Origin of the sequence: Thioalkalivibrio sp. ALJ2 (assembly GCF_000378325.1) — a bacterium.
In the GTDB taxonomy this organism is placed as follows: domain Bacteria; phylum Pseudomonadota; class Gammaproteobacteria; order Ectothiorhodospirales; family Ectothiorhodospiraceae; genus Thioalkalivibrio.
Genome location: NZ_KB899554.1, coordinates 924818 through 945766, shown reverse-complemented (window position 1 = coordinate 945766; position 20949 = coordinate 924818). Strand labels below are relative to the sequence as shown.

At 66.3% G+C, this 20949-nt stretch carries 18 protein-coding genes, 1 tRNA gene and 1 other RNA gene; 11 read left to right on the top strand and 9 right to left on the bottom strand.

All coding sequences use genetic code 11. The features are described 5' to 3' along the window. Window positions 1-430: 430 nt before the first annotated feature. The 3 genes from F468_RS14105 to F468_RS0104440 form a co-directional block, all read right to left on the bottom strand. Window positions 431-582: non-coding RNA, RtT sRNA (locus F468_RS14105), on the bottom strand. A 34-nt stretch (window positions 583-616) separates the two neighbouring features. Next, a tRNA-Ser gene (locus F468_RS0104445) sits at window positions 617-707 on the bottom strand. A gap of 93 nt (window positions 708-800) precedes the next feature. Next, window positions 801-1142: a DUF1820 family protein gene (locus F468_RS0104440; protein WP_018138288.1), complete on the bottom strand. Its 342-nt coding sequence runs from the start codon at window positions 1140-1142 to the stop codon at window positions 801-803. A 119-nt stretch (window positions 1143-1261) separates the two neighbouring features. Between F468_RS0104440 and F468_RS0104435 the strand changes: the two genes are divergently transcribed. The 3 genes from F468_RS0104435 to F468_RS0104425 all read left to right on the top strand — a co-directional run bounded on the left by F468_RS0104435 (window position 1262) and on the right by F468_RS0104425 (window position 5175). Then, window positions 1262-2122 (top strand): diiron oxygenase, encoded by an 861-nt coding sequence (locus tag F468_RS0104435; protein ID WP_018174730.1) that lies wholly within the window; start codon window positions 1262-1264, stop codon window positions 2120-2122. A gap of 67 nt (window positions 2123-2189) precedes the next feature. After that, window positions 2190-3773 (top strand): membrane-bound lytic murein transglycosylase MltF, encoded by a 1584-nt coding sequence (gene mltF / locus F468_RS0104430; protein WP_018994677.1) that lies wholly within the window; start codon window positions 2190-2192, stop codon window positions 3771-3773. Between the two features lie 100 nt (window positions 3774-3873). Further along, the gene (locus F468_RS0104425; protein WP_018994676.1) at window positions 3874-5175 is read left to right on the top strand and encodes an NRAMP family divalent metal transporter; all 1302 of its coding nucleotides are present in this window, start codon (window positions 3874-3876) and stop codon (window positions 5173-5175) included. Window positions 5176-5184: 9 nt separating this feature from the next. Here F468_RS0104425 and F468_RS0104420 read toward each other — a convergent pair whose 3' ends face one another. Further along, entirely contained in the window at window positions 5185-6102 is a 918-nt protein-coding gene (locus tag F468_RS0104420) for an NAD(P)-dependent oxidoreductase (protein ID WP_018138292.1), read from the bottom strand. A gap of 557 nt (window positions 6103-6659) precedes the next feature. On the opposite strand from F468_RS0104420, the gene F468_RS0104415 reads away from it, so the two are divergent. The 5 genes from F468_RS0104415 (at window position 6660) to rlmKL (ending at window position 11942) form a co-directional block, all read left to right on the top strand. Beyond that, window positions 6660-7103: a DsrE family protein gene (locus tag F468_RS0104415; protein ID WP_018649013.1), complete on the top strand. Its 444-nt coding sequence runs from the start codon at window positions 6660-6662 to the stop codon at window positions 7101-7103. A gap of 288 nt (window positions 7104-7391) precedes the next feature. After that, complete coding sequence (locus F468_RS0104410; protein ID WP_018649014.1) at window positions 7392-7832, top strand: DsrE family protein; 441 nt, start codon at window positions 7392-7394, stop codon at window positions 7830-7832. 161 nt (window positions 7833-7993) lie between these two features. After that, window positions 7994-8899 (top strand): ABC transporter ATP-binding protein, encoded by a 906-nt coding sequence (locus F468_RS0104405; RefSeq protein WP_018174726.1) that lies wholly within the window; start codon window positions 7994-7996, stop codon window positions 8897-8899. Beyond that, on the top strand, window positions 8899-9687 hold the full coding sequence (locus F468_RS0104400; RefSeq protein ID WP_018138295.1) for an ABC transporter permease: 789 nt from the start codon (window positions 8899-8901) through the stop codon (window positions 9685-9687). The genes F468_RS0104405 and F468_RS0104400 overlap by 1 nt, the downstream gene beginning before the upstream one ends. A gap of 50 nt (window positions 9688-9737) precedes the next feature. After that, window positions 9738-11942, top strand: coding sequence for a bifunctional 23S rRNA (guanine(2069)-N(7))-methyltransferase RlmK/23S rRNA (guanine(2445)-N(2))-methyltransferase RlmL (rlmKL, locus tag F468_RS0104395; protein ID WP_018994675.1), 2205 nt, complete (start codon window positions 9738-9740; stop codon window positions 11940-11942). Window positions 11943-12103: 161 nt separating this feature from the next. On the opposite strand, the gene F468_RS0104390 is transcribed toward rlmKL, so the two are convergent. Together F468_RS0104390 and F468_RS0104385 are read right to left on the bottom strand one after the other, a co-directional pair. Next, on the bottom strand, window positions 12104-12427 hold the full coding sequence (locus F468_RS0104390; protein ID WP_018138297.1) for a cytochrome c: 324 nt from the start codon (window positions 12425-12427) through the stop codon (window positions 12104-12106). 60 nt (window positions 12428-12487) lie between these two features. Then, on the bottom strand, window positions 12488-13849 hold the full coding sequence (locus F468_RS0104385) for a sulfite oxidase (RefSeq protein WP_018138298.1): 1362 nt from the start codon (window positions 13847-13849) through the stop codon (window positions 12488-12490). Window positions 13850-14043: 194 nt separating this feature from the next. Here F468_RS0104385 and F468_RS0104380 point away from each other — a divergent pair, with 194 nt between their 5' ends. The 3 genes from F468_RS0104380 (at window position 14044) to F468_RS0104370 (ending at window position 17480) form a co-directional block, all read left to right on the top strand. After that, window positions 14044-14799, top strand: coding sequence for an FKBP-type peptidyl-prolyl cis-trans isomerase (locus F468_RS0104380; RefSeq protein ID WP_018138299.1), 756 nt, complete (start codon window positions 14044-14046; stop codon window positions 14797-14799). After that, window positions 14793-16334, top strand: a complete 1542-nt coding sequence (locus F468_RS0104375) for a S10 family peptidase (protein ID WP_018993688.1) — start codon at window positions 14793-14795, stop codon at window positions 16332-16334. The genes F468_RS0104380 and F468_RS0104375 overlap by 7 nt, the downstream gene beginning before the upstream one ends. A 63-nt stretch (window positions 16335-16397) precedes the next feature. Further along, on the top strand, window positions 16398-17480 hold the full coding sequence (locus tag F468_RS0104370) for a GTP-binding protein (RefSeq protein WP_018994674.1): 1083 nt from the start codon (window positions 16398-16400) through the stop codon (window positions 17478-17480). 122 nt (window positions 17481-17602) lie between these two features. Here the strand turns inward: F468_RS0104370 and F468_RS0104365 are convergent, their stop codons facing one another. The 3 genes from F468_RS0104365 to F468_RS0104355 form a co-directional block, all read right to left on the bottom strand. Then, window positions 17603-18382 carry a sulfite exporter TauE/SafE family protein gene (locus F468_RS0104365; RefSeq protein WP_018994673.1) on the bottom strand — a complete coding sequence of 260 codons (780 nt, stop codon included), beginning with the start codon at window positions 18380-18382 and terminating at the stop codon, window positions 17603-17605. A gap of 6 nt (window positions 18383-18388) precedes the next feature. Then, window positions 18389-19369: a M14 family metallopeptidase gene (locus F468_RS0104360; RefSeq protein ID WP_018994672.1), complete on the bottom strand. Its 981-nt coding sequence runs from the start codon at window positions 19367-19369 to the stop codon at window positions 18389-18391. Window positions 19370-19537: 168 nt separating this feature from the next. Then, a complete protein-coding gene (locus tag F468_RS0104355; RefSeq protein WP_018174720.1) occupies window positions 19538-20905 on the bottom strand; it encodes a PAS domain S-box protein in 1368 nt (455 codons plus the stop codon). Between the last annotated feature and the right edge of the window lie 44 nt (window positions 20906-20949).

Genomic DNA, 20949 nt, shown 5'->3' with positions numbered 1-20949 from the left:
TGACCCGACCTCGCCCGCACCGTCTACCGGGGCTGGACCCCGCATTCGGACAACGGTTCGGCGGCTGAGTGACGGGTGCGGTTACGCCTGCAAGTGTACGCGAGCGCCGCGCACGACGTCCAACGAGAATGGCCGCTGCGCCCTCGTGGAACGCCTTCAAATACGGCCCTGTCCGGGAGGATCACATCACAGCACCTCGGGGCCAGACATGCGAAAGGGGCCACCCGGCCCCCCTTGCTGAATCTGGCGGAGAGGGAGGGACTACTCGGCACCGCGTGCCTCGCCCTCCGGGTCGTCGCCTGCGGCGACGTTCGGGTGCCGCGGCGCGTCACCCGTCGAACCCGGCTTTCTCATGTATCGAGGGTTCGAATCCCGATAGCTCCGGGGCCAGACATGCGAAAGGGGCCACTCGGGCCCCCTTGCTTGAATCTGGCGGAGAGGGAGGGATTACGCGGCACTGCGTGCCTCGCCCTTCGGGTCGTCGCCTGCGGCGACGTTCGGGTGCCGCTGTGCGTCACCCGTCGAACCCGGCTTTCTCATGTATCGAGGGTTCGAATCCCGATAGCTCCGGGGCCAGACATGCGAAAGGGGCCACTCGGGCCCCCTTGCTTGAATCTGGCGGAGAGGGAGGGATTCGAACCCTCGATACGGGGTTACCGTATACACACTTTCCAGGCGTGCGCCTTCGACCGCTCGGCCACCTCTCCGGTTTGTCCCGCGAAGGCACTGGCCTACGCGAAGCGCGAAAGGGTAAACCAGCGGCGGTCGGTTAGCAATGCGGACACCCGGCACGGGCACCATCAGCCGTCCGAGGGCTTGCCCGGGCCGCGGCTGGGGAGCGACGGGAAGGCGTGGACATTGCCACTGTCCTGGCTGGCGTCCCGGATACGGGGCGTGCCGACGGCCGCGACCTCGTCAATCCGGATCAGCGCATGCATCGGCACATGGAAGCGTTCGACCCCCTCGAACTCGGTGCGCAGGCGCTCCTCGGAGGGATCGACTACCACCTGCGAGCGCTCGCCAAACAGCAGATCCTCGACAGTGACAAAGCCATAGAGTTCGTCCTGATAGACCTCGCGGGCATAGATCTCGTAGACCTTGCCCTGGTTGAGGAAGCTGACGCGGTAACGGGTGGCGGACATATTCATTTGACTCATATTGGGGTAGCAACCGCAGATTGCAACGGGTTGGCGTTGGTCCGGACTGACAATGCCGGTATGATTCGGGCGTTTAACCGCCCAGCGCCTTCGGTACGCCTTCGATGAATCCCTCGCAGGAGCTGCTCGATCTATTGAGCCGCAACAGCCAGCCGTACGAGGACCCGCTCACTCACGTGCGCTGGGACGCGCTGTCGCTGGACGATTTCTGGATCCCGGAGGAGGCTGTCTCGCTCTTCGGCACCCCCGAATACTCGGCGCTGGACGATGCCTGCAAACGGCGCCTGTCGCAATACGAGTTCCTGTACTTCATCAGTGGCGCGCTGTGGCTGGAAGGCCTTTTCATGGAGCGCATCTCGCGCATATCCATGCACTCGGCCGGTCGTCTGGACCGGCTGAATTATCGCCTGCACGAGCTGCGCGAGGAAGCCGGCCACAGCCTGATGTTCATCGAGTTCATGCGCCGCAGCGGGCTGCCCCTGCCGGAACGCCGGTTCCCGAAGCCGAAGCTGGCCACCCTGGTCGGTCGTTTCTCTCCGTTCGAGTCCTCGATCTTCTGGATCGCGGTGATGATCGGCGAAGAGGTCCCGGATCGCATGAACCGACTGATCCGCCAGCACAAGGACTCGATCAGCCCGACGGTGGACGACATCGTGACCCGGCACATGATCGACGAGGCGCGTCACATGGCGCATGCCCGCGACACGCTGGAATCCTATCTGGATACGCTCCCGTCCTGGCAGAAATGGGCCTACCGCCCGCTGATGCGCCGCGTGTTCCGCCAGTTCGTGCATGCGTTCTACTACCCCACCCGCGACATCTACGAACTGGCCGGCCTGCCCGAGGGGCCGGACTATCGCCGCATCGCCCGCGAGAACCCACGCCGCGCCTCCTTCATCGACACCTGCGTTGACCCCGCGCTCAAGATCCTGCGCGACCAGGGTCTGGTGCTGAACTGGCGCTAGGGAAACACGAACGTGTTTCCCTACCATCCCCGGTGACCACCGGGGCAATTGGGTATGATCCAGTGCCATGGGCACGCATCTGAAACTCCGCCCCCCAAGCAGCACCTGGCGCCAGATCGAACTGGGGCTCTTCATCGTGCTGCTGACGGCCATCGTGCTGCGGGTGTACTACAACCCGCCAGCGGCGCTGGAACAGCTCACCTTCCGTGACGAGTTGCGAGTGGCCCTGGTCGAGCGCCCCCTGGGCCGCTCCGAGCTCGCCGCCACCGCCGGGCGGGACCAACTCGAGCTGGAGCTGCTGCACGGTCTGGCCGAGGAGCTCGACACGCGCCTGCGCGTGACCCGCGTGGACGACGCCGCCACCGCCCATCGCCTTTTGCGCCAACGCCGCATCGACATCGCCGCCGGCCTGCTCGTGCCGCCACACGATCCGTTGATCGAAGCCGGCCCGGAAATCCTGAGCGTGAAGCATGTCGTGGTCTTCTGGAACGAGAACGAACGGGCTACACCGCTGCTGGCGCTGACCGACATACCAGCCGGGGCGCGCGTCGGCATGACCGCACAGGCCCCCGTACCCGAGAGCCTGAGCCAGCCCTTGCTGGCCGAGGTCGGCATGGAACCGGAAACCCCGCCGGGGTTGTCGCCGGATCCAGCAACCGAGGCCGAGCCAGCGCCCGAGGGGGGGGCATTCGACCCGAGCGCCTCCCCCCCGGAAGGCGACGAAGAAACGGACCAGCCCAATGGCGAACTCATCCCCTACACCAACGCCGAGGCCCTGCGCGAGGCCCTGGAGCGTGGCGAGATCGACTACGCAGTGATGAATTCCCTGGAGTACCGTCGACTGCGGCGCATGCACCCGAACCTGCGTCAGGCACACGAACTGGAACGCAGCGCCGAGGTCCGCTGGCTATTCCCGGCAGGCTTTGATCGTAGCCTTATCGACGCCACCGAGGAGTACATCGCCAGGCTGCGCGACAACCGTGAACTGGAGTTGCTACTCGATCGCTATCTCGGCCATCTGGACACCCACGACCTGGTGGATGCCCTGACCTTCGCGCGCCGCGTCGAGCATCGCCTGGACCAGTTTCGTCCGCTGTTCGAGGAGGCCGGAGAGACCCACGATCTCGATTGGCGTTTCATCGCCGCGGTGGCCTACCAGGAATCCCACTGGAATCCCGATGCAGTTTCCCCCACCGGCGTGCGCGGACTGATGATGCTGACCCAGGTTACCGCCGAGGGGCTGGGCGTCGAGGACCGCACCGATCCGGCCGCGAGCGTCGACGGTGGCACGCGGTACCTGATCGACCTGCGGGAACGGCTGCCGGAATCGATCTCCGAGCCCGACCGCACCTGGATGACGCTGGCTGCCTACAACGTGGGACTGGGTCATCTGCACGATGCCCGGCGCCTGGCGGCCGCCAACGGCGACGACCCGGATCGCTGGCTGGATGTGATGCAATGGCTGCCGCGTCTGGCGCAGTCCGAATGGTACGAGCAGACCCGCTACGGCTACGCCCGCGGCTGGGAGCCGGTCCACTACGTGCGGAACATCCGCAGCTACTACGACAAGCTGGTGCAGCGCTTCCCGGAATCCGAAGAACTCAAGCCGCCCGCCCCCGAGCTCTACCGCCGAACCCCGCTGGCACTTTAACGACGTAACAGCGGGCTCACGGCTATAGCCGTCGCCGGATGGCGGTCGCGGGCAATTCCCCTATAATCGCGGGCCGAATTCCCGACCGAAAGGAACCTGGATGAGTCCGTCCACTCGCGCCTCGCTTCGGGCCGCCATTGGCCCGGGGCTGCTGATGGCCGGTGCGGCCGTGGGGGTCTCGCATCTGGTCCAGGCCACCCGGGGCGGCGCGGAGTACGGGCTTCTGCTGATCCCGATCGTGCTACTGGCCTGCCTGTTCAAGTACCCGTTTCTGGAGTTCGGCCCGCGCTATGCAGCCGCCACCGGCCATCACCTGCTGACCGGCTACCACCGGCTGGGCAATTGGGCCCTGAGTCTCTACATCGCGGTGACCGTGGGCACGCTGTTCGCCATCCAGGCGGTAGTCACGCTGACCACTGCCGGGCTGGTCACACTGGTATTCGACCTCGACCTCTCGGTCACGCTGGTCTCGGCGCTGGTCCTCGCTGCCTGCATCACCTTCCTGATGATCGGCGCCTACCGCGGCCTGGACCTGGGCATGAAGATCATCATGGCCGCGCTGAGCGTATCCACCGTGGCCGCAGTCGCGCTGGCCTTTCGCGAGGCCCCGGACCTCGCCACCCTGTCCGGTGCCCAGGAGTGGTCGAACCTCTGGACCCTGGCCGGCTTCGCCTTCATCCTCGCGCTTCTGGGCTGGATGCCCATCCCGCTGGACGTGGCCGCCTGGCACTCGATCTGGACCCAGGAACGCGCCCGCCAGACCGGCCACGCGCCGACCGTGCGCGAGGCCATCTTCGACTTCCGCCTGGGGTATCTCGGGGCCGTAGTCATTGCCGTCGCATTCATGCTGCTGGGCGCGGTCCTGATGTACGGCAGCGGCATTGGCTTTGCCGCCGGGGCCGCCGCGTTCTCGGCCCAGCTGGTGGACCTGTACGCCCAGAGCCTGGGCGAATGGAGCCGCACCCTGATCGCAGTGGCGGCCCTGACCACGATGTTCTCGACGACACTGGCCGTCACCGATGCCTACCCCCGCGTGATCGTGGCGATCATCCGCACCCTGCGCGAGGACGGCCACGCGCCGCAGACCATGGACCCGTCGCGCAAGGGCGAGCGCGGACTCGACTGGTGGGGCTATCGCATTGCGCTGCTGGCCGTGGCCAGCGGTGCGTTGCTGCTGATCTCGCAGGCCGGGGAGCACTTCACGCGGCTGGTGGATATCGCGACGCTGCTGTCCTTCCTCTCCGCACCGATACTCGCGTGGATCACCTTCAAGGTGGTCAAGTCGCCGGACATGCCGGAGGCGGCCCGCCCGGGGCGTGGCCTGCGCGGTCTGGCCTGGGCCGGCATCGCGTTCAGCCTGATCTTTTCGCTGCTGTATATCCTCTGGCGTCTGTTCGGCTGACCTCGCGCCTCAATCCCTGGTGCCCTCGCCACGGGCATGCAGGCAGAAACGCGCCAGGATCGCGACATCGTGATCGGCCTGCCCGGCCGCCAGCGCCTTGTCTACCGCGTGGCGCACCGGCTCCAGGCCGTCCAGGCTGAGGCCCACCTGCTCGCCCAGACCGGCCACGATGCCCAGATCCTTGTGGTAGAGCCCAGCCTGAAAGCCGGGCTCGAAGTCACCGTCCAGTAGGCGCTGGCCGTGCACCTCGAGGATACGCGAAGCGGCAAACCCACCCATCAGCGCCTCGCGCAGCCGCGCCGGATCGACCCCGGTCTGCTCCGCCAGCGCGAAGGCCTCGCCAATGGCGACCAGGGTCTCGCCCACCACCAGCTGGTTGCAGGCCTTGGTGATCTGACCGGCCCCGCTGGCCCCGACATGCGTCAGCGTCGAACCCACGATGTCGAAGATCGGCCGCAGCCGATCGACCGCCTCCTCCGGGCCACCAACCATCAGGCTGAGCGTGCCGCTGCGGGCCCCCGGCTCGCCGCCGGACACGGGCGCATCCACAAACACCACCTCCCGTTCTGCCGCGGCCTGCGCAATCGCGCGGGTGCGGATCGGGTCGATCGTGCTGTGGTCGACCACCAGCAGCCCCGGGCGGGCGTGCTCGAGCACCCCATCCGGGCCCAGCATCAGCTGCTCCACATCCGGGGTGTCAGAGACGTTCAGTACCAGCACGCGCACGCTGGAGACCAGTTCCGCCAGACTGGAGGCGGCCCCGGCACCCTCGGCTACCAGGGACTCCGCCGCCTCCGCCCGACGCGCCCAGACCCGGATATCCGCCCCGGCACGCAGCAGATTGCGGGTCATGGGGGCCCCCATGATGCCCAGGCCCACGCAGCCGATCGGCTGCAGTGCTTCGGGGAGGCTGGATGCAGTGGTCATGGCGAGGACTCCTGGCGAGGGACGGCCATCGAATGGACGTCCAGTGGATTCGAAAGCCCCACACTCTAGCAACCTACACAACCGGAGGGTGGAGACCGCGAGGCATCGGCGAACACCCCCTGGTCGACTGACTTCTGGCGTTTGTTCACGTCATGACCGTCAGTTTTGGCGGCCCGCTGGTCCGGCTGACGGATTTCTCCGAAGTAAACGTCATGGGTCTGGCGAACTCTCGCCGAAGCCCCGCCCGGCTCGCCCTGACCGCAGGCCGCCTCGTCCTACCCGCCCTGCCCACCCAGTCACCGCGACAGCCCTGAACCCAATCCCCCGCCCATGGCTTCACTGAGACCTCCGAACGGTTTTTTATTATTTAATTATTTACCGTATTTCATGATGCGATTATCTTTAATTAGATCGGAATAATTACCCCGCGTTCCCGTCCTACCCACAACTGGATTCAAAAAGCCACGGAAGCAAAACGGTCCAGTGTGCTTCTTGGAAGCTCGGCATACGCCACACCGAATATGTAAAAGAACGAGAATACCGCAAGGAGCCCACCAATGAAGAAAGCTTTTATCCTGCCTCTGGCCCTGACCGCCGCCGCCATGCTCACCCTTCCCGGCGCCGCCATGGCCGACTACGGCGAACAAAAAGTCGTCTATCACGTGAACTACAACGACATGGACCGCCACATGGCCGCCATGGGCAACATCCAGAACCACATCAATGCCGTGGGCGCGGAAAACATGGAGATCCGAGTGGTCATGCATGGCCCGGGCCTGCACCTGCTGCGCAACGCCAAGGAGAGCGAAGACCTGGCCGCCCGCATCGAAGAACTGAAGATGCAAGACGTTGATTTCAATATCTGCAATGTCACCGTCACCCGGGGCAACGTGGACATCTCGGAAGAGCTTTTCGATGCCACCGAAGACGACCTGGTACCTAGCGGAGTCGGCGAGATCGGCCACCTTCAGACGCAGGGCTTCGTTTACCTGCGCCCGTAAGTACCACATTTCCTCCAAGCCACCGAGTGTTCTCCCGGTGGCCCTTTGGGCTCGGCCTTGGCCGGGCCTTTTTCTTGAGCGGAACCAGGTTTCCCGAAGGAAATACACAACCAAAATTCCAGTCTTTATTTGAATATATAAATACCCGCAAAAATCAGCCGGACCAGCCGGAATAAGCACCCCGTTAACGCGTCATATCAAAGCCGGACAAAGCAGCCCCAAAGGGAAGCACCGGCTGCAAAATAAAAGGAAAATCCCAACCGGGACCTTGAACGAGGAAAACGCGTCATGAAGCACCTGCATATTATCGCCCTGGCTCTGGTCTCCTTCCTGCTGATCGCCCCGGCGACCGCGCTGGCGGAATACGGCGAACAGAAGGTGGTCTACCACGTGAACTACAACGACATGGACCGCCACATGGCCGCCATGGGCAACATCCAGAACCACATCAATGCCGTGGGCGCCGACAAGATGGACATCCGCGTGGTCATGCATGGTCCGGGCCTGGGCCTTCTGCGCAATGCCAAGGAGAGCGAGGACCTGGCCGGCCGCATCGACGAACTGAAGCTGCAGGGTGTTGATTTCAACATCTGCAACGTCACCGTCACCCGCGGCAATATCAGCATCGCCGACGAGCTCTACGATGCCTCCGAGGACGACATCGTCCCCAGCGGTGTGGCCGAGATCGCCCATCTGCAGCAGCAGGGCTTCGTCTACCTGCGCCCGTAAAGCGACACCTGCCATCACACGCACGTTTGTCGTCTGAAGGCCCGGCAGCTGCCGGGCCTTTTTTGTGCCCGCGCCAGAGCCCTGGAACACGCGCGAATCATATTGGGCTATCCGCGGCAAACCGGTAAGGTATGCACTCCTTTCTTCCGCGAACCGCCTGCTTGCCCGCAATCCGCATCCAGTCCCTGTACAAACGATACGACGGCGTAGCCGTTGTCGATGGCGTGAACCTGGAGATCCCGCGCGGCGAGTTCTTCGGGCTGCTTGGGCCCAACGGCGCGGGCAAGACGACGACCCTGCGCATGCTGCTGGGGATGACCCCGATCGACGGCGGTCAGGTCGAAGTACTGGGCCTTCCGATGCCGGAAGGCGAGCGCGAGGTGCGCAAGCGCCTGGGCATCGTGCCGCAGTTCGACACGCTGGACCCGGACTTCACCGTGATCGAGAACATGCGAACCTATGCCGCGTATTTCGGTCTCTCCGGCGCAACGGTCCAGGCGCGCATCGATCACCTGCTGGAGCAGGTCAACCTGAACGACAAGCGCGGCGCGCGCATCAATGCCCTGTCCGGCGGCATGAAGCGCCGGCTGACCCTCGCACGCGCCCTGATCAACGAACCCGAGGTCGTGGTGCTGGACGAGCCGACCACCGGGCTGGACCCACAGGCGCGCCACCACCTCTGGCGCCAGCTCCGGCAGCTGCGCGCCTCCGGCGTCACGCTGGTGCTGACCACGCATTACATGGAGGAGGCCCAGGAGCTGTGCGATCGCATCGCGATCATCGACCACGGCCGCATCATTGCCTGTGACCGACCCAGCCGCCTGATCGCCGAGCACATCGAACCCTGGGTGGTCACGGTCGGCGGGCCCGATGCCGGCACCGCGATCGAGCAGGAGATCGGCCCCCGGGATCGCGCCCATCAGGTCGCGGATACCTGGCTGGTCTACACGGCCGAACCGGACCGGCTGCGCGAACGCCTGCGCGCCCGGGGCCTCGAACCGACCCTGCGCGAGGCGGACCTGGAAGACGTGTTCCTGAAACTCACCGGCCACGAGCTGCGCGACTGATGTCCGACCCAACCTCGACCTGGCTCCCCCGGCCCAGCCTGCGCTTCGTCGCGGTCTGGCGCCGCAACCTTCTGGTCTGGCGCAAGCTCCTGGTGCCGTCGATGCTCGGCAACTTCGGCGAACCCATCCTCTACCTGCTCGCATTTGGCTACGGCTTCGGCCGCCTGGTGGGTGACCTCGACGGCATGAGCTACATGGTGTTCATCGCCTCCGGGATCATCTGCTCCTCGGCGATGTTCACCGCCAGCTTTGAGGGCATGTATTCCGCCTACACGCGCATGGCGGAGCAGAACACCTGGCTCGGGATGCTGGCCACACCGCTGACGCTGGACGACATCGTTTTCGCCGAGGCGATATGGGCCGCGAGCAAGGGCCTGATCAGTGCCACCACCATCCTCGTCGTCGCCGCAGTCCTGGGGCTGGTGAGCGACGCTCGCGCCCTGCTCGCCCTGCCGGTGATCTTCCTCGCCGCGTTCACCTTCGGCGCGCTCGCCCTGGTCATCACCGCGCTGGCGCGCAGCTACGACTTCTTCCTGTACTACTTCACCCTGGCGGTGACCCCGATGCTCCTGCTCTCCGGGGTGTTCTTCCCGCTACAGGAGCTGCCCAACTGGGTGCAGACCCTGGCGCTGGCCCTGCCGCTGGCGCACGTGGTCGAGATCGTGCGTCCGCTGATGACCGGCAGCTGGCCCGCCAGCGTCTGGCCGCACCTGGCGGTGATCACGGGCTACGGCGCGGCGGCTATCATCCTGGCGACCGCGCTGATCCGACGCCGCCTGCTGCGCTGACCCCAACGGCGGCTATGGCAAGATAGGCCCCCGTCCCAGGAAGACACCGCATGACCACGCCCGAGAACGATCCCAGTACCCCGCAGGAATACCGCGCCACCGTCGCCCGCGGGCTCGGCCCCCTGCTGGCCGAGGAACTGGTTACCCTCGGCGCCGCCGACGTGCGCGAGGAGGGCGGCGCGGTGCACTTCTCGGCCGATCTCGAGACGCTGTACCGCGTACTGCTGGGCAGCCGCATCGCCAGCCGTATCCTGCTGCCACTGGCGCGCTTCGAGCAGCCGGACGGGGATGGCTGCTACACCGCCGCCCGCGCGATCGACTGGCCCGCGCTGCTGGACCCCGGTGCGACCTTCGCGGTCGAGGTCGGCGGCAAGAGCCGCCACATCCGCCATACCCACTTCGCCGGGGTACGCATCAAGGACGCGGTGGCCGACGCCTTCCGCGAGGCAACCGGCGCCCGCCCGGACGTGGACCCGAAACACCCGGACGTCCGCATCCTGCTGCAGCTGCAGGGGGATCACGCCCGGCTGTCCGTGGATATCGGCAATGGCGGCCTGCACCGGCGCGGCTATCGCGGCGCCGGAGGGGCGGCCCCGCTGCGCGAGAACCTCGCCGCGGCCCTGCTCGCCCGTGCCGGCTGGCCCGCACACGTCGAGGACGACCCGGAACAGGCGCAGCTGCTGGACCCGTTCTGCGGCAGCGGCACCCTGGTGATCGAGGCCGCCCTGATCGCCACGCACACCGCTCCCGGGCTGCTGCGCCAGGACTTCCGTCCGCAGGGCTGGGCCGGGCACGACGCCGCCCTGTGGCAGCGCTGTGTGGATACGGCCCAGGCGGCGGTCCGCCCCTGGCAGGGCCCGACGCTGCTGGGGTCGGATCGCGACCCGCGCGCGGTGCAGGCCGCGCGCCAGGCGGCCCGCACAGCCGGAGTCGCCGCCTGCACCCGCTTCGAGGTCGCCGACGTGCTGACCCTCACGCCCCCCGCACCGAACGGGCTGCTGATCAGCAACCCGCCCTACGGCGAACGCATCGGCGACCAGCCCGAACTGATCAAGCTCTACAGCCTGCTGGGCGAGCACCTCAAACAGGCCTTTGGCGGCTGGCAGGTGGCCCTGCTGGTCGCGGACACCACCGACTCCCGCCGCCTCGGGCTGCGGGCCACGCGCAAGTACCGCGTACACAACGGCCCGATCGACTGCCAGCTGCTGGAGTTCGACATCCATGCCCGCGAGGGACAGGCCGAGGCGGCAGCCCCTGCACCCGAGTTCGCCAACCGCCTGCGCAAGAACCTGAAGCACCTGGATCGGTGGGCGCGGCGCCAGGGCGTGACCTGCTACCGCATCTACAGCGCGGACCTCGACGAATACCCGCTTCTGATCGACCGCTACCAGGCGACCGACGGCTCCGTGCACCTGCATCTGCAGGAGTTCGCCGCCCCGGCCTCGGTCGAACCCGCGCGCGCCGAGGCACGCCTGCGCGGGGCGCTGGCCGCGACCCTGGAGGTCACCGGCGTCGCGCCCGCCCACCTGCACTACAAGCAGCGGCGCGCCCAGAAGGGTCGCTCGCAGTACCAGCGCGCCGAGACCGCACAACCCGCCCCCTTCTGGGTCGAGGAACACGGCTGCCGGCTGAAGGTGGAGCTGGATGCCTATCTGGACAGCGGCCTGTTCCTGGACCACCGCCCGATGCGTCGCCGCCTGCAGGAAGAATGCCGCGGACTGCGGTTGCTGAACCTGTTCTGCTACACCGCCGCGGTCAGTGCCCATGCCGCCGTGGGGGGCGCCCGCCAGACCGTCTCGGTGGACCTGTCCAATACCTACCTCGACTGGGCCGCCGACAACCTCGCGGCCAACGGCTTCGAGGCCAGCGTGCGCGATGGGCGCAGTCGGCGGCGCCCCGACACCCATGCGCTGCTGCGTGCCGACTGCATCACCTGGGTACGGGAGGCCGCAGACGACCCGGCGCTGCGCTTCGAGCGGATCTTCCTCGATCCCCCGACCTTCTCGAACTCGAAACGCACCGAGGCGGACTTCGAGGTGCAACGCGACCATGTCGAACTGATCCGGGACGCCGCGCGCCTGCTGACCGAGGGCGGCATCCTGTACTTCTCGACCAACCGCCGCCGCTTCGAACTCGACACTGAGTCCCTCGCGGGCCTGGAAGTCCGCGAGATCACTCGCGAGACGCTGGACGAGGATTTCCGCCGCCCACCCCCACCCCATCGCTGCTGGGCCATCTCGCACGCCGCGGACTGACCCACCACGAGACCCGGCATCGCCACCGGCCATGCAAGGGCGACGGACAGGCTCGCGAAGCGCACACGGCTTGCCGCGCTGCACAGAGACCACCACAAAAAAGGCGCCCCGTGGGGCGCCTGGAAGTACGGCTCCTGACAACGGAGCTCTCCTGCACAGCCTTAATCACCGTAACCGTAGTTCTCCACCAGGAAATCCACGATGTCGTCACGCTGCTCATCGGTGAGCCAGGTCATGCCGTAGTCTTCCATGTCGTCCATGACCCAGTTCCAGTCAGCACGATTCAGGTTCTGGTTGGTCGCCTGACGGATGCCGTGGCAGGCCGCACAGGTCTGTTCAAACAATTCCTTGGTCGCCGAGACCTCTTCGGCCTTCTCTTCCTGGGCTTGTTGTTCTTCCTCGGGAATGGCCTCCTCGGCAACAACGGGCGAAGCCAGGGCCGCACACGCCAACCCCAGTAGCGACAGCATTACAAAACGCTTCATGCGTACTCCGTTCTGCTCAAGAGAAACCCGGGGAAATGATGCCCCGGGTATGGAGGTTTGTCACGCAGCGACCGTGACCGGGATCTTGTGGACGATGTTGCCGTCGTAGCCACGCGGGTTCCACGGCTGAACGATGGGCTGAGTATTGCCCTTGTCGTCCACCGCGCGGGCCCAGATCTCGTAGTAGCCGCGATTCTCGAAGGACAGCTCCTTCTCAAAGTGCACCCAGGCGTACTTGTTGACCGGGTCGCCCTTGAGATCGGCCTTCTCCCAGTTGAGACCAAAGTCGGTGGAGATCCAGACTTCCGCGACCTCGTCCTCGCCCGCCCAGGCATGGCCGGTGACCTTGACGGTCTCGCCACGCTCCAGACCGGTGTCCTTCTTCGGACCGGTGATCACGGACTTGATCAGCCACGGGCCGCCGACCTTCATGTCCTCTTCCGGCGGGCGCTCGCCCGGGGCCACCGGATACTTGGGCATGCGGTAGGAGTAGCCAGTCATGCCGCGGCCGTCGTGTTCCTGATCGCGCAGCGTGATCTTGTTCAGCCACTTGTGCGAGCAGGAGCCGTACCAGCCCGGCACCACCAGACGCACGGGGAAGCCGTGGGTCGCAGGGATGTCCTCTCCGTTCATCGCATAGGCCACGATGGTGTGCTCTTCCATCGCCTTGTCGATCGGCACGCCACGGGAGAACGGACCGCGGTCACCGAGGATCGGCTCGTAGCCCTCGTGCGCGGTGTAGACGGCGCTGTCCTTCACGCCGGCCCGCTCGAGGATGTCCTTCAGCGGCACGCCGGTCCACTTGGCGTTACCCACCGCACCGCGGTCCCAGGGGTTGCCGCGCGGCTGCGGGTCGAAGTTCGCACGGCCGTTGCCGCCACACTCGATGTGCAGGACCAGGTCCTTGCTGTCCATGCTCTTCAGGTCGTCGAGACCGATCTCCAGCTCTTCATGCACCTCGCCGTCGATCTTCAGCGACCAGCCATTCGGGTCGCGATCCAGCGCCTGCTGCGGGATCAGGTCGTTGTTGCGGATGAAATGACGGCTGGCCGGGGTAACCTCGTCTTCCAGCAGGTGCGGCGGGGTTTCGACGTTCAACGGGCGATCGTTATGGACGATCAGGCCATCCTCCTTGCCGGCGTCGGACATCGCGGACTTCGCCTGCTCGTCCTCGAGGCCATTCGCTTCGTCCGCCCAGGCAGCCGGGATCAGGCCACGCCCGAACAGGCCGCGCATCGCGGCGTCGGTGCCGGCACCAAAGCCGAACAGCGTCAGGGCAGCGCCGCCCACGCCCATGCGGCCCATGAAACGACGCCGGGAGACGGCTTCGTCAAAGATCTCGAGGGTCTGCGGGTCCGCCCCGGCGTCTTCCGTTACGCCTCGCAGGCGATCCCAGAATTGGTTTTCTTGTTTCCTGGTCATATGCTCCTCCGTCACACGGATCCTTGCGGTCAAGATCCCCCTCAACAAGGCCTTGTCGATTCAGGGATCCCTGAATCATTTAGATCAGGTTCAAATGAATTTCAAAGTTTTTCCAAGGAATTTTGGAAGGAGTTTTCTGGTCTGGTAAAAGCCGGCATGTAAAACAAAAACTTGCAATTTATAAGGATAAAATGATGAAAGCCTGGTTTCTGTTCGCCCTGTTCCTGACCCCGGCCTTCGCGCTGGCCGACAGCATCGAGATTCGCGACATCGAGGAGGGCGAGGGCCCCGAACTCGTACGGCACGACACGGCCCTGGTCCACTATGTCGGACGCCTCGAGGAAGACGGCTCCGAGTTCGACTCCAGCCGCGGCGGCCAGCCCCTGTCCGTGACCATCGGGTCCGGCCAGACGATCCCCGGCTTCGAGCAGGCGGTGAAGGGCATGCGCGAGGGCGGCAAGCGCGAGGCGATCATCCCGCCGGAGCTGGCCTACGGCGAGCGCGGCGCCGGCAACATCATCCCGCCGAACGCCACCCTTCGCTTCGAACTCGAGGTCGTCGAGGTCCAGCGCGCCCCGTTCAGCAGCCTGGACAACGAGGGACTGGCCGAGAAGCTGGATGAGGGGGTCACCATCGTCGACATCCGTCGCCCGGACGAGTGGGCCGAGACGGGCGTGGTGGAAGGCAGCCATCGCATCACCGCGTTCGAGGAAGACGGCAGCCTCAACCCGGAGTTCGGCAGCAAGTTCACCGCGCTGGTCGACTCCGACGACGAGGTGATCCTGATCTGCCGCGTCGGCAACCGCACCAGCGCACTCGCCCAGGCCCTGTCGGAGGGGCTCGGCTACGACAAGATCTACAACGTGACCGACGGGATCATGGAATGGTTGGACGATGACCGTGTCGTACGCCATGACTGCCCGGATCACGAGGAGACCGCTCAATGCTGATAACGGCGCCGCAACGACGCCCGCTCAAACCCACACCTGCATCGCGTACCGTCGCCAGCCCGTTCTACGGGCTGGCGCTCGGCCTGCTGATCGGTCCCGGGATGTCCGCTCCCCTGCTGGCGAACGAGACTGAACCGACGCCCCCCCTGCCCGAGGCCGTGACCACCGAGCACTCGCTGGAACTGCTCGACGGCAGCACGCTGGACTACCAGGCCACGGTCGGCTATGTCCCGCTGGGCGAGTCGATGGACGACCCCGAAGCCCGGGTCTTTACCGTCAGTTACACGGTGGACAGCGACGAAGATCGTCCGGTCACCTTCATGGTCAACGGCGGGCCCGGCGCGGCCTCGGCCTACCTGAACGTGGGCGGCCTGGGGCCGCGGGTACTGGAGACCGACGACCAGGGTCTGGCCGCCTCCACGCCGCCCCGGCTGGTCGACAATCCCAAGACCTGGCTGGCGTTTACCGATCTGGTCTTTATCGACCCGGTCGGGACCGGCTTCTCGCGCGTGATGGGCGGCGAAGCCGATCAGTACTTCTCCCGCGACGGCGACCTGGCCGCGATGGAGGAGACGCTGGAACGCTGGCTGGATGAACATGGCCGGCGTGGCGACGCGGTGTACCTGGCAGGCGAAAGCTACGGGGGCTACCGCGCCGCCGCGTTGCCGGCGCGCATTGCCAAGGGCTCCGGCATCAGCCTGAGCGGCACGGTGCTGATCTCGCCCGCGCTGGATTACGGCATGCTGGAACACGGCACCGCCCGCCCGATCGGCTGGGCCCTGAGCCTGCCGGCGATCACCGCCGCCGCGAAGGCACAGGGTCGCCTGGGCGATGACCCGCCCAGCCTGGAAGAGGCCGAGGCCTTCGCCCTGGGCGACTACCTGCAGGGCCTGATCCACCCCGGGCAGATCGACGACGACTGGATCGGCGAGGTCGCCCGCTTTACCGGACTGTCGCGCGATCGCCTGAAGGCCACACGGGGACGCATCACGCTGGACATGACCCAGCGCGGCCTGCTGATGGACGAAGGCCGACTGGTCAGCCTGTACGACGGCGGCATCGACAACCTCGACCCGGTGCCCACCAACATCATGCCGCAAGCCGATGCGATCCTGGACGGCCTGACCGCCCCGCTGTCCACCGCGATGCTGGACCACCTGCGCAACACCCTGGACTGGGAACACGGGCACCAGTACCGCCTGCTCAGTCGCGACGTGTTCCGGGCCTGGGACTGGGAGGCCAGCGGCCGCGAGGGACACTTCACCGCAATGGACGAGCTGGCCACCGCCCTCTCGCTCAACCGCGACTTCCGGATCTTCAGCGTGCATGGCGAGGCAGATCTGATCACGCCCTACTTCACCACCGAGTGGCTGCTGGGCCAGATCGCGTTCGCCGCCGGCGACGAGGCCGACTCGCGCATCATCCCGCGCGCCTACCCGGGCGGGCACATGCTGTACATGCGGGCGGACACCAACGAAGCCCTGTTCAACGACGCCGAGGCGTTCTATCAGGGCGAACTGCGCGCCGACGACTGAACCGAAACCAATCGCGTGGCGTGCCCGCTGCCCGGGTCCGCCCGCCAACCTGGCCAACACCACATGACCACCCACCACGACATCCCCACCCACCTGGTTACCGGCTTTCTGGGGGTGGGCAAGACGACCACCATCCGCCAGTTGCTCGCACTGCGCCCCGAGGGCGAGCACTGGGCCGTGCTGGTCAACGAATTCGGCGAGATCGGCGTAGACGGCGGCCTGCTCGCGGATACCGGCGTGGCGCTGGAGGAGATCCCCGGCGGCTGCCTTTGCTGCGTCTCCGCGCAGATGTTCACCGTCGGCCTGAACCGGCTGATCCGCTCGCAGCACCCCGACCGCATCCTGATCGAGCCCACCGGGCTCGGGCACCCGGCCGAGATCATCCGCACCCTCACCCAGCCCCCCTACGATGGCGTGCTGGACCTGCGCGCCACGATCACGGTCATGGACGCCCGCCACCTGTCCTCGCCCCGCCACCGCGAACACCCGAACTGGAACGACCAGATCGCACTGGCCGATGTCCTGCTGGCCAACAAGGCGGACCTCTACAGCGAGGCGGATCGCGAGGCCCTGCAGGCGTTTGTCGCTGCCATGCCGCCACCACGTCCGCTGGTGGTCGAGACGACCCAGGGATGTGTGGAACCGGCGTGGCTGGAGCACCCCCGGCTGGAACGCGGCGGGGCCCTGTTCCCGGAGGCTCGGGCGTTTCTATCCGCGGGTGACACGCCCGACCACGACCACGACCACGACCACGACCACGACCACGACCATGGTCATGGTCATGGTCATGGTCATGCACCCAACGAGCACGGGTACGAACCCGTGACCATCGACACCCGGGGCGATGGCTACCTGGGCCGCAGCTGGCTGCTGCCCGAGGGGCAGGCGTTCGACCACACGGTCCTGGAGACGCTGGTGAGCGGCTTCACCGGAGAACGCCTCAAGGGTCTGGTGCTGACCGATCAGGGCTGGCAGCGCATCAACCGCGTGACGGGCGACGGCGGACTCGAGGCCATGGAAGCGCCCGCCGCCGGCACCCGCCCGCGCATCGAGGCCATCCTTCCGGAGACCGACGCCCAGGCGCTGGACAACTTCGACCAGGCCCTGCAGCAGGCTCGCACCGGCCCTCAGCGTATCGCGCAATAAGTCAGGGGGACGGCCCGGGCAACCGATGCGATTCGCTACGCTCATCGCATCCTACGCGCGCCTCCAAGATAACCGTAGGATGCAATGAGCCCCGCGAATTGCATCAAACCCGCGTCGAACAACTACCCCAGCCAGGCCGGATCAACGAAGAAAAGCACCGTGGTACCGGCACCCACCAGCGTAACCAGATGCCGGTACCACGGTTCGGGCAGAACCCCCAGTAGCCCAATCCCGACCCGGGCGCCGAGAATGGCCCCGGCCCCGACGGCCAGCAGCCCGGTCGCAACCACCTGTCCACCCACGACAAAGACCACGACGGCAATCAGCGTCAGCACCGTGGAGAGCAGGTTCTTCAGGGCATTGGCCTGTGCCAGGTCGACCATCCCCTGCCCCCGCAGGATCGCCAGCAGCAGGATGCCGACCCCGCCGTTGAAATAGCCACCGTAGACACAGCCAAGCCCCGCGCCCGCCACCCGGGCCAGTGCCGGACGGGCCGCATGGGCCGCGCGGCGCTGCAGCCACGGGCCCAGCGCAAACAGCAGTGTCGCCAGCAACAGCAGCCAGGGGATGAAGGCCCGAAAACGCGCGTCCCCCGTCAGCAGGAGCAGGGCCGCGCCCAGCGCCCCGCCCAGCGCCCCCACGACCAGGAACAGCGCCAGCAGGCGCATGCCCAGATCCCGCCCCAGGATGCGCAGACGACGGTGATCGACGAGCAGGCTGGCCGCATACCCGGGCAGCAATGCGGCGGTCCCGGTGGCATTGGCCGCCACCGGCGGGACACCCACGGCCATCAGGGCCGGCAGGGTCAGAAAACTGCCGCCCCCGGCCAGGGCATTCAAGGCACCGGCGAAAAACCCGGCCGCAAAAAGTAGCGCGGCAACGCCGGAGAAGACGAACTCCACGGGAGGTCAGATCACGCGGCGATCACTGAACTCGGCGCGATAGAACCATTCGTTGCCCGGCAGCGAGTTGGGGTTGGGGAACACAATGAAACCGTCGGCCGGGGCCTTCACTTCGGTCCCGTCCGCGCGAACACCGATCACGTCACCCTCGCGCAGGGGATCGAAGCTCTTCCACTCGCGCACGAACCGGTCATCGGGGTGGTCGCGGTCGATCACCTCGACCAGGCGCAGGACCTCCGGGTCGTCCTGCCCGGGCGTGGCCGGGGCCTCGATCATGCCGAGGTGGGCCAGGGTATTGAGGATCGCGTTATAGGCGACCACCGGGGCCTGCGGGTCGTCGTGCTGGCCGCATTCCAGCGTCACCCCGTAGCCGCCCTGCGAGCGCATGTACTCGGTGGTGCCGATGCCGTAGCTGGGGTCGGTGGACAGCATCTGCGCGCGGTGACTGGCGTTCGGGTTCTTCATGCGCCGGGCGACCCCGCGCGCGTAGGTATCCAGCCAGCCCTCGACCATGCGCCGCGGGCCGAGGCAGGCGGCCAGGGCCTCCTCCTCGCGGGCACGGGCAAAGTCCTCCAGTCCGCCCTCGTTGTTCCGCGGGCCCAGCATGATGAACGGCTGACCGCCGGTATGAAACGAGTGCAGATCCAGCAGGACGTCGTGCGCCGCCAGCAGCGGGCACAGTACGTTGGCGATGCGGTCCTCGAAGTCCTGCGGGTCCTCGGTCACGCGCAAGTTGCGGTTCAGGTTGCGCTCGCCCATGCGCTGCCCCAGCTCGTAGGCCAGCGGATTCGTGCGCGGGACCAGCGTCAGCGTCCCGCACTGCAGGCGACGCTCGCCGCTCTCCAGCTCGTCATGCAACCGCTCGGCCGCCTGCGTGCCGCAGGTTTCGTTGCCATGCACCGCACCCAGCACGATCAGCCGCGGCCCCGGGGTCAGGCCGTGGAAGGTCAGGGAACGCATGGCGGTGGGGTGCGGCTGGGACGACATATCGAGAGCTCCGGCGAACGGGGAATCAGCTCGCCATTGTACGCTCGCACCCCGTGAGCGCGAACGGGCGACTACTTCAAGCGGAAGAGGTCAAACCGCTGTTTCGGTCACAGCGGGACCGTATTTGGGCCCTTCCGCTGACACCCCCCGACATAACGACTCTTCCCGCTACAGATCCGTGATATCCAGCATCGTCCCCTGGACCGCGTGCAGACCGTCGTCGCCCTGGACCACCGAGTCCACCACCAGGCTGAACCAGCGCTCTTCGCCGCGCGAGGGATGCCGCCGCAGCCGGAACCGCCGCCCAACACCCTCCTGACCGGGGGCCAGCTTACGCAAGACCTCTCGCAGTTCTTCCGCATCTCCGGCATCCGGGTCGAACTGCACATTCCAGACTTCGCTCAGACTGGGCGTATGGTGGCGAGAATCCAGCCCCATCAGGTCATACAGGTGATCGGACCACCACAGGCGACCAGTCTCGACCACGTACTCCCATGAACCGAGGCCCGCATGACGCTCGGCGCGTGCCAGGCGATCCACCTGGCGATTCAACGCCTGCTCGGCCTTCTTGCGTGATTCGATATTGCGCAGGGTCACCAGCAGCAGACGTTCGTTGGCGATCTCGGTTGCCTGCAGATTCGCTTCCACCCAGAAGACATGGCCGTCACGGTGGCGAGCGCGCCACTCGAACGACAGTTGTTCGCCATGTCGCGCGCGGTTGATCAAGGCCTGCTGGCGTTCGACCTCGTAGCCGGGCTCCTGGGCGCTAAGATCGCTGACCGTGCAACGCAGAATCGCCTCGTGCTCGTAGCCATACATGGCCAGCGACGCGGCATTCGCTCCGACAAAGGCACCCGTCTCGAAGTCCTGCAGCAGAATACCCTCCTGCACGTTGTCGAAGATGGCCCGAAAGCGCTTCTCGCTGTCGCGCAGGCCACGCTCGGCCTCGACCCGTTCGGTTACATCCGTCAGCAGGCCGTGAAAGCCGAGGATCTCGCCACCGGAGTCCCGCTCCAGCCAGGTCCGATCCTCGACCCAGATCCAGCGCGTCTCCCCGACATCCAGGCGGTAGTACTGCACATACTCGTCCGGCCCGCGTTCCATATGCCGGTGCACGTCCTTGATGATGGCCTCCCGGTCGTCCGGGTGAATCCGTTGCGCATAGTCCGCCGCACCGGACAGCAAATCCTCCGGCTCGAGGCCCCAGCGCCGCACATTCGGGGACACATACACCACCGGCCAGCCGGGACGCGCGGCCCACTCGATGGCGACTACCGGCGAGCGATTGACCACTTCGGTCAGATAACGGGCTTCGGCCGAGGCCTGGTCACGGGCCGCGAGCACCCAGTACAACAGCAGAAAGAGGACCAGTGCGGTCACAGTGACATAGAAAAAGCCCTTGACCGTCTGCAACCAGCCCAGCAACTGGATATCGTCCACCAGCCACAGCAACGCCTTGTCGGACAGCCCAATCCACAGCAGCCCGAGCGCCAGATAGACCAGTGCCACCCAGCTGGCGGTACGCCAGGCACTCACTCCTCTGTCGGGAATACCGGCCTTGTCCCTCGTGTCGCGCCTCA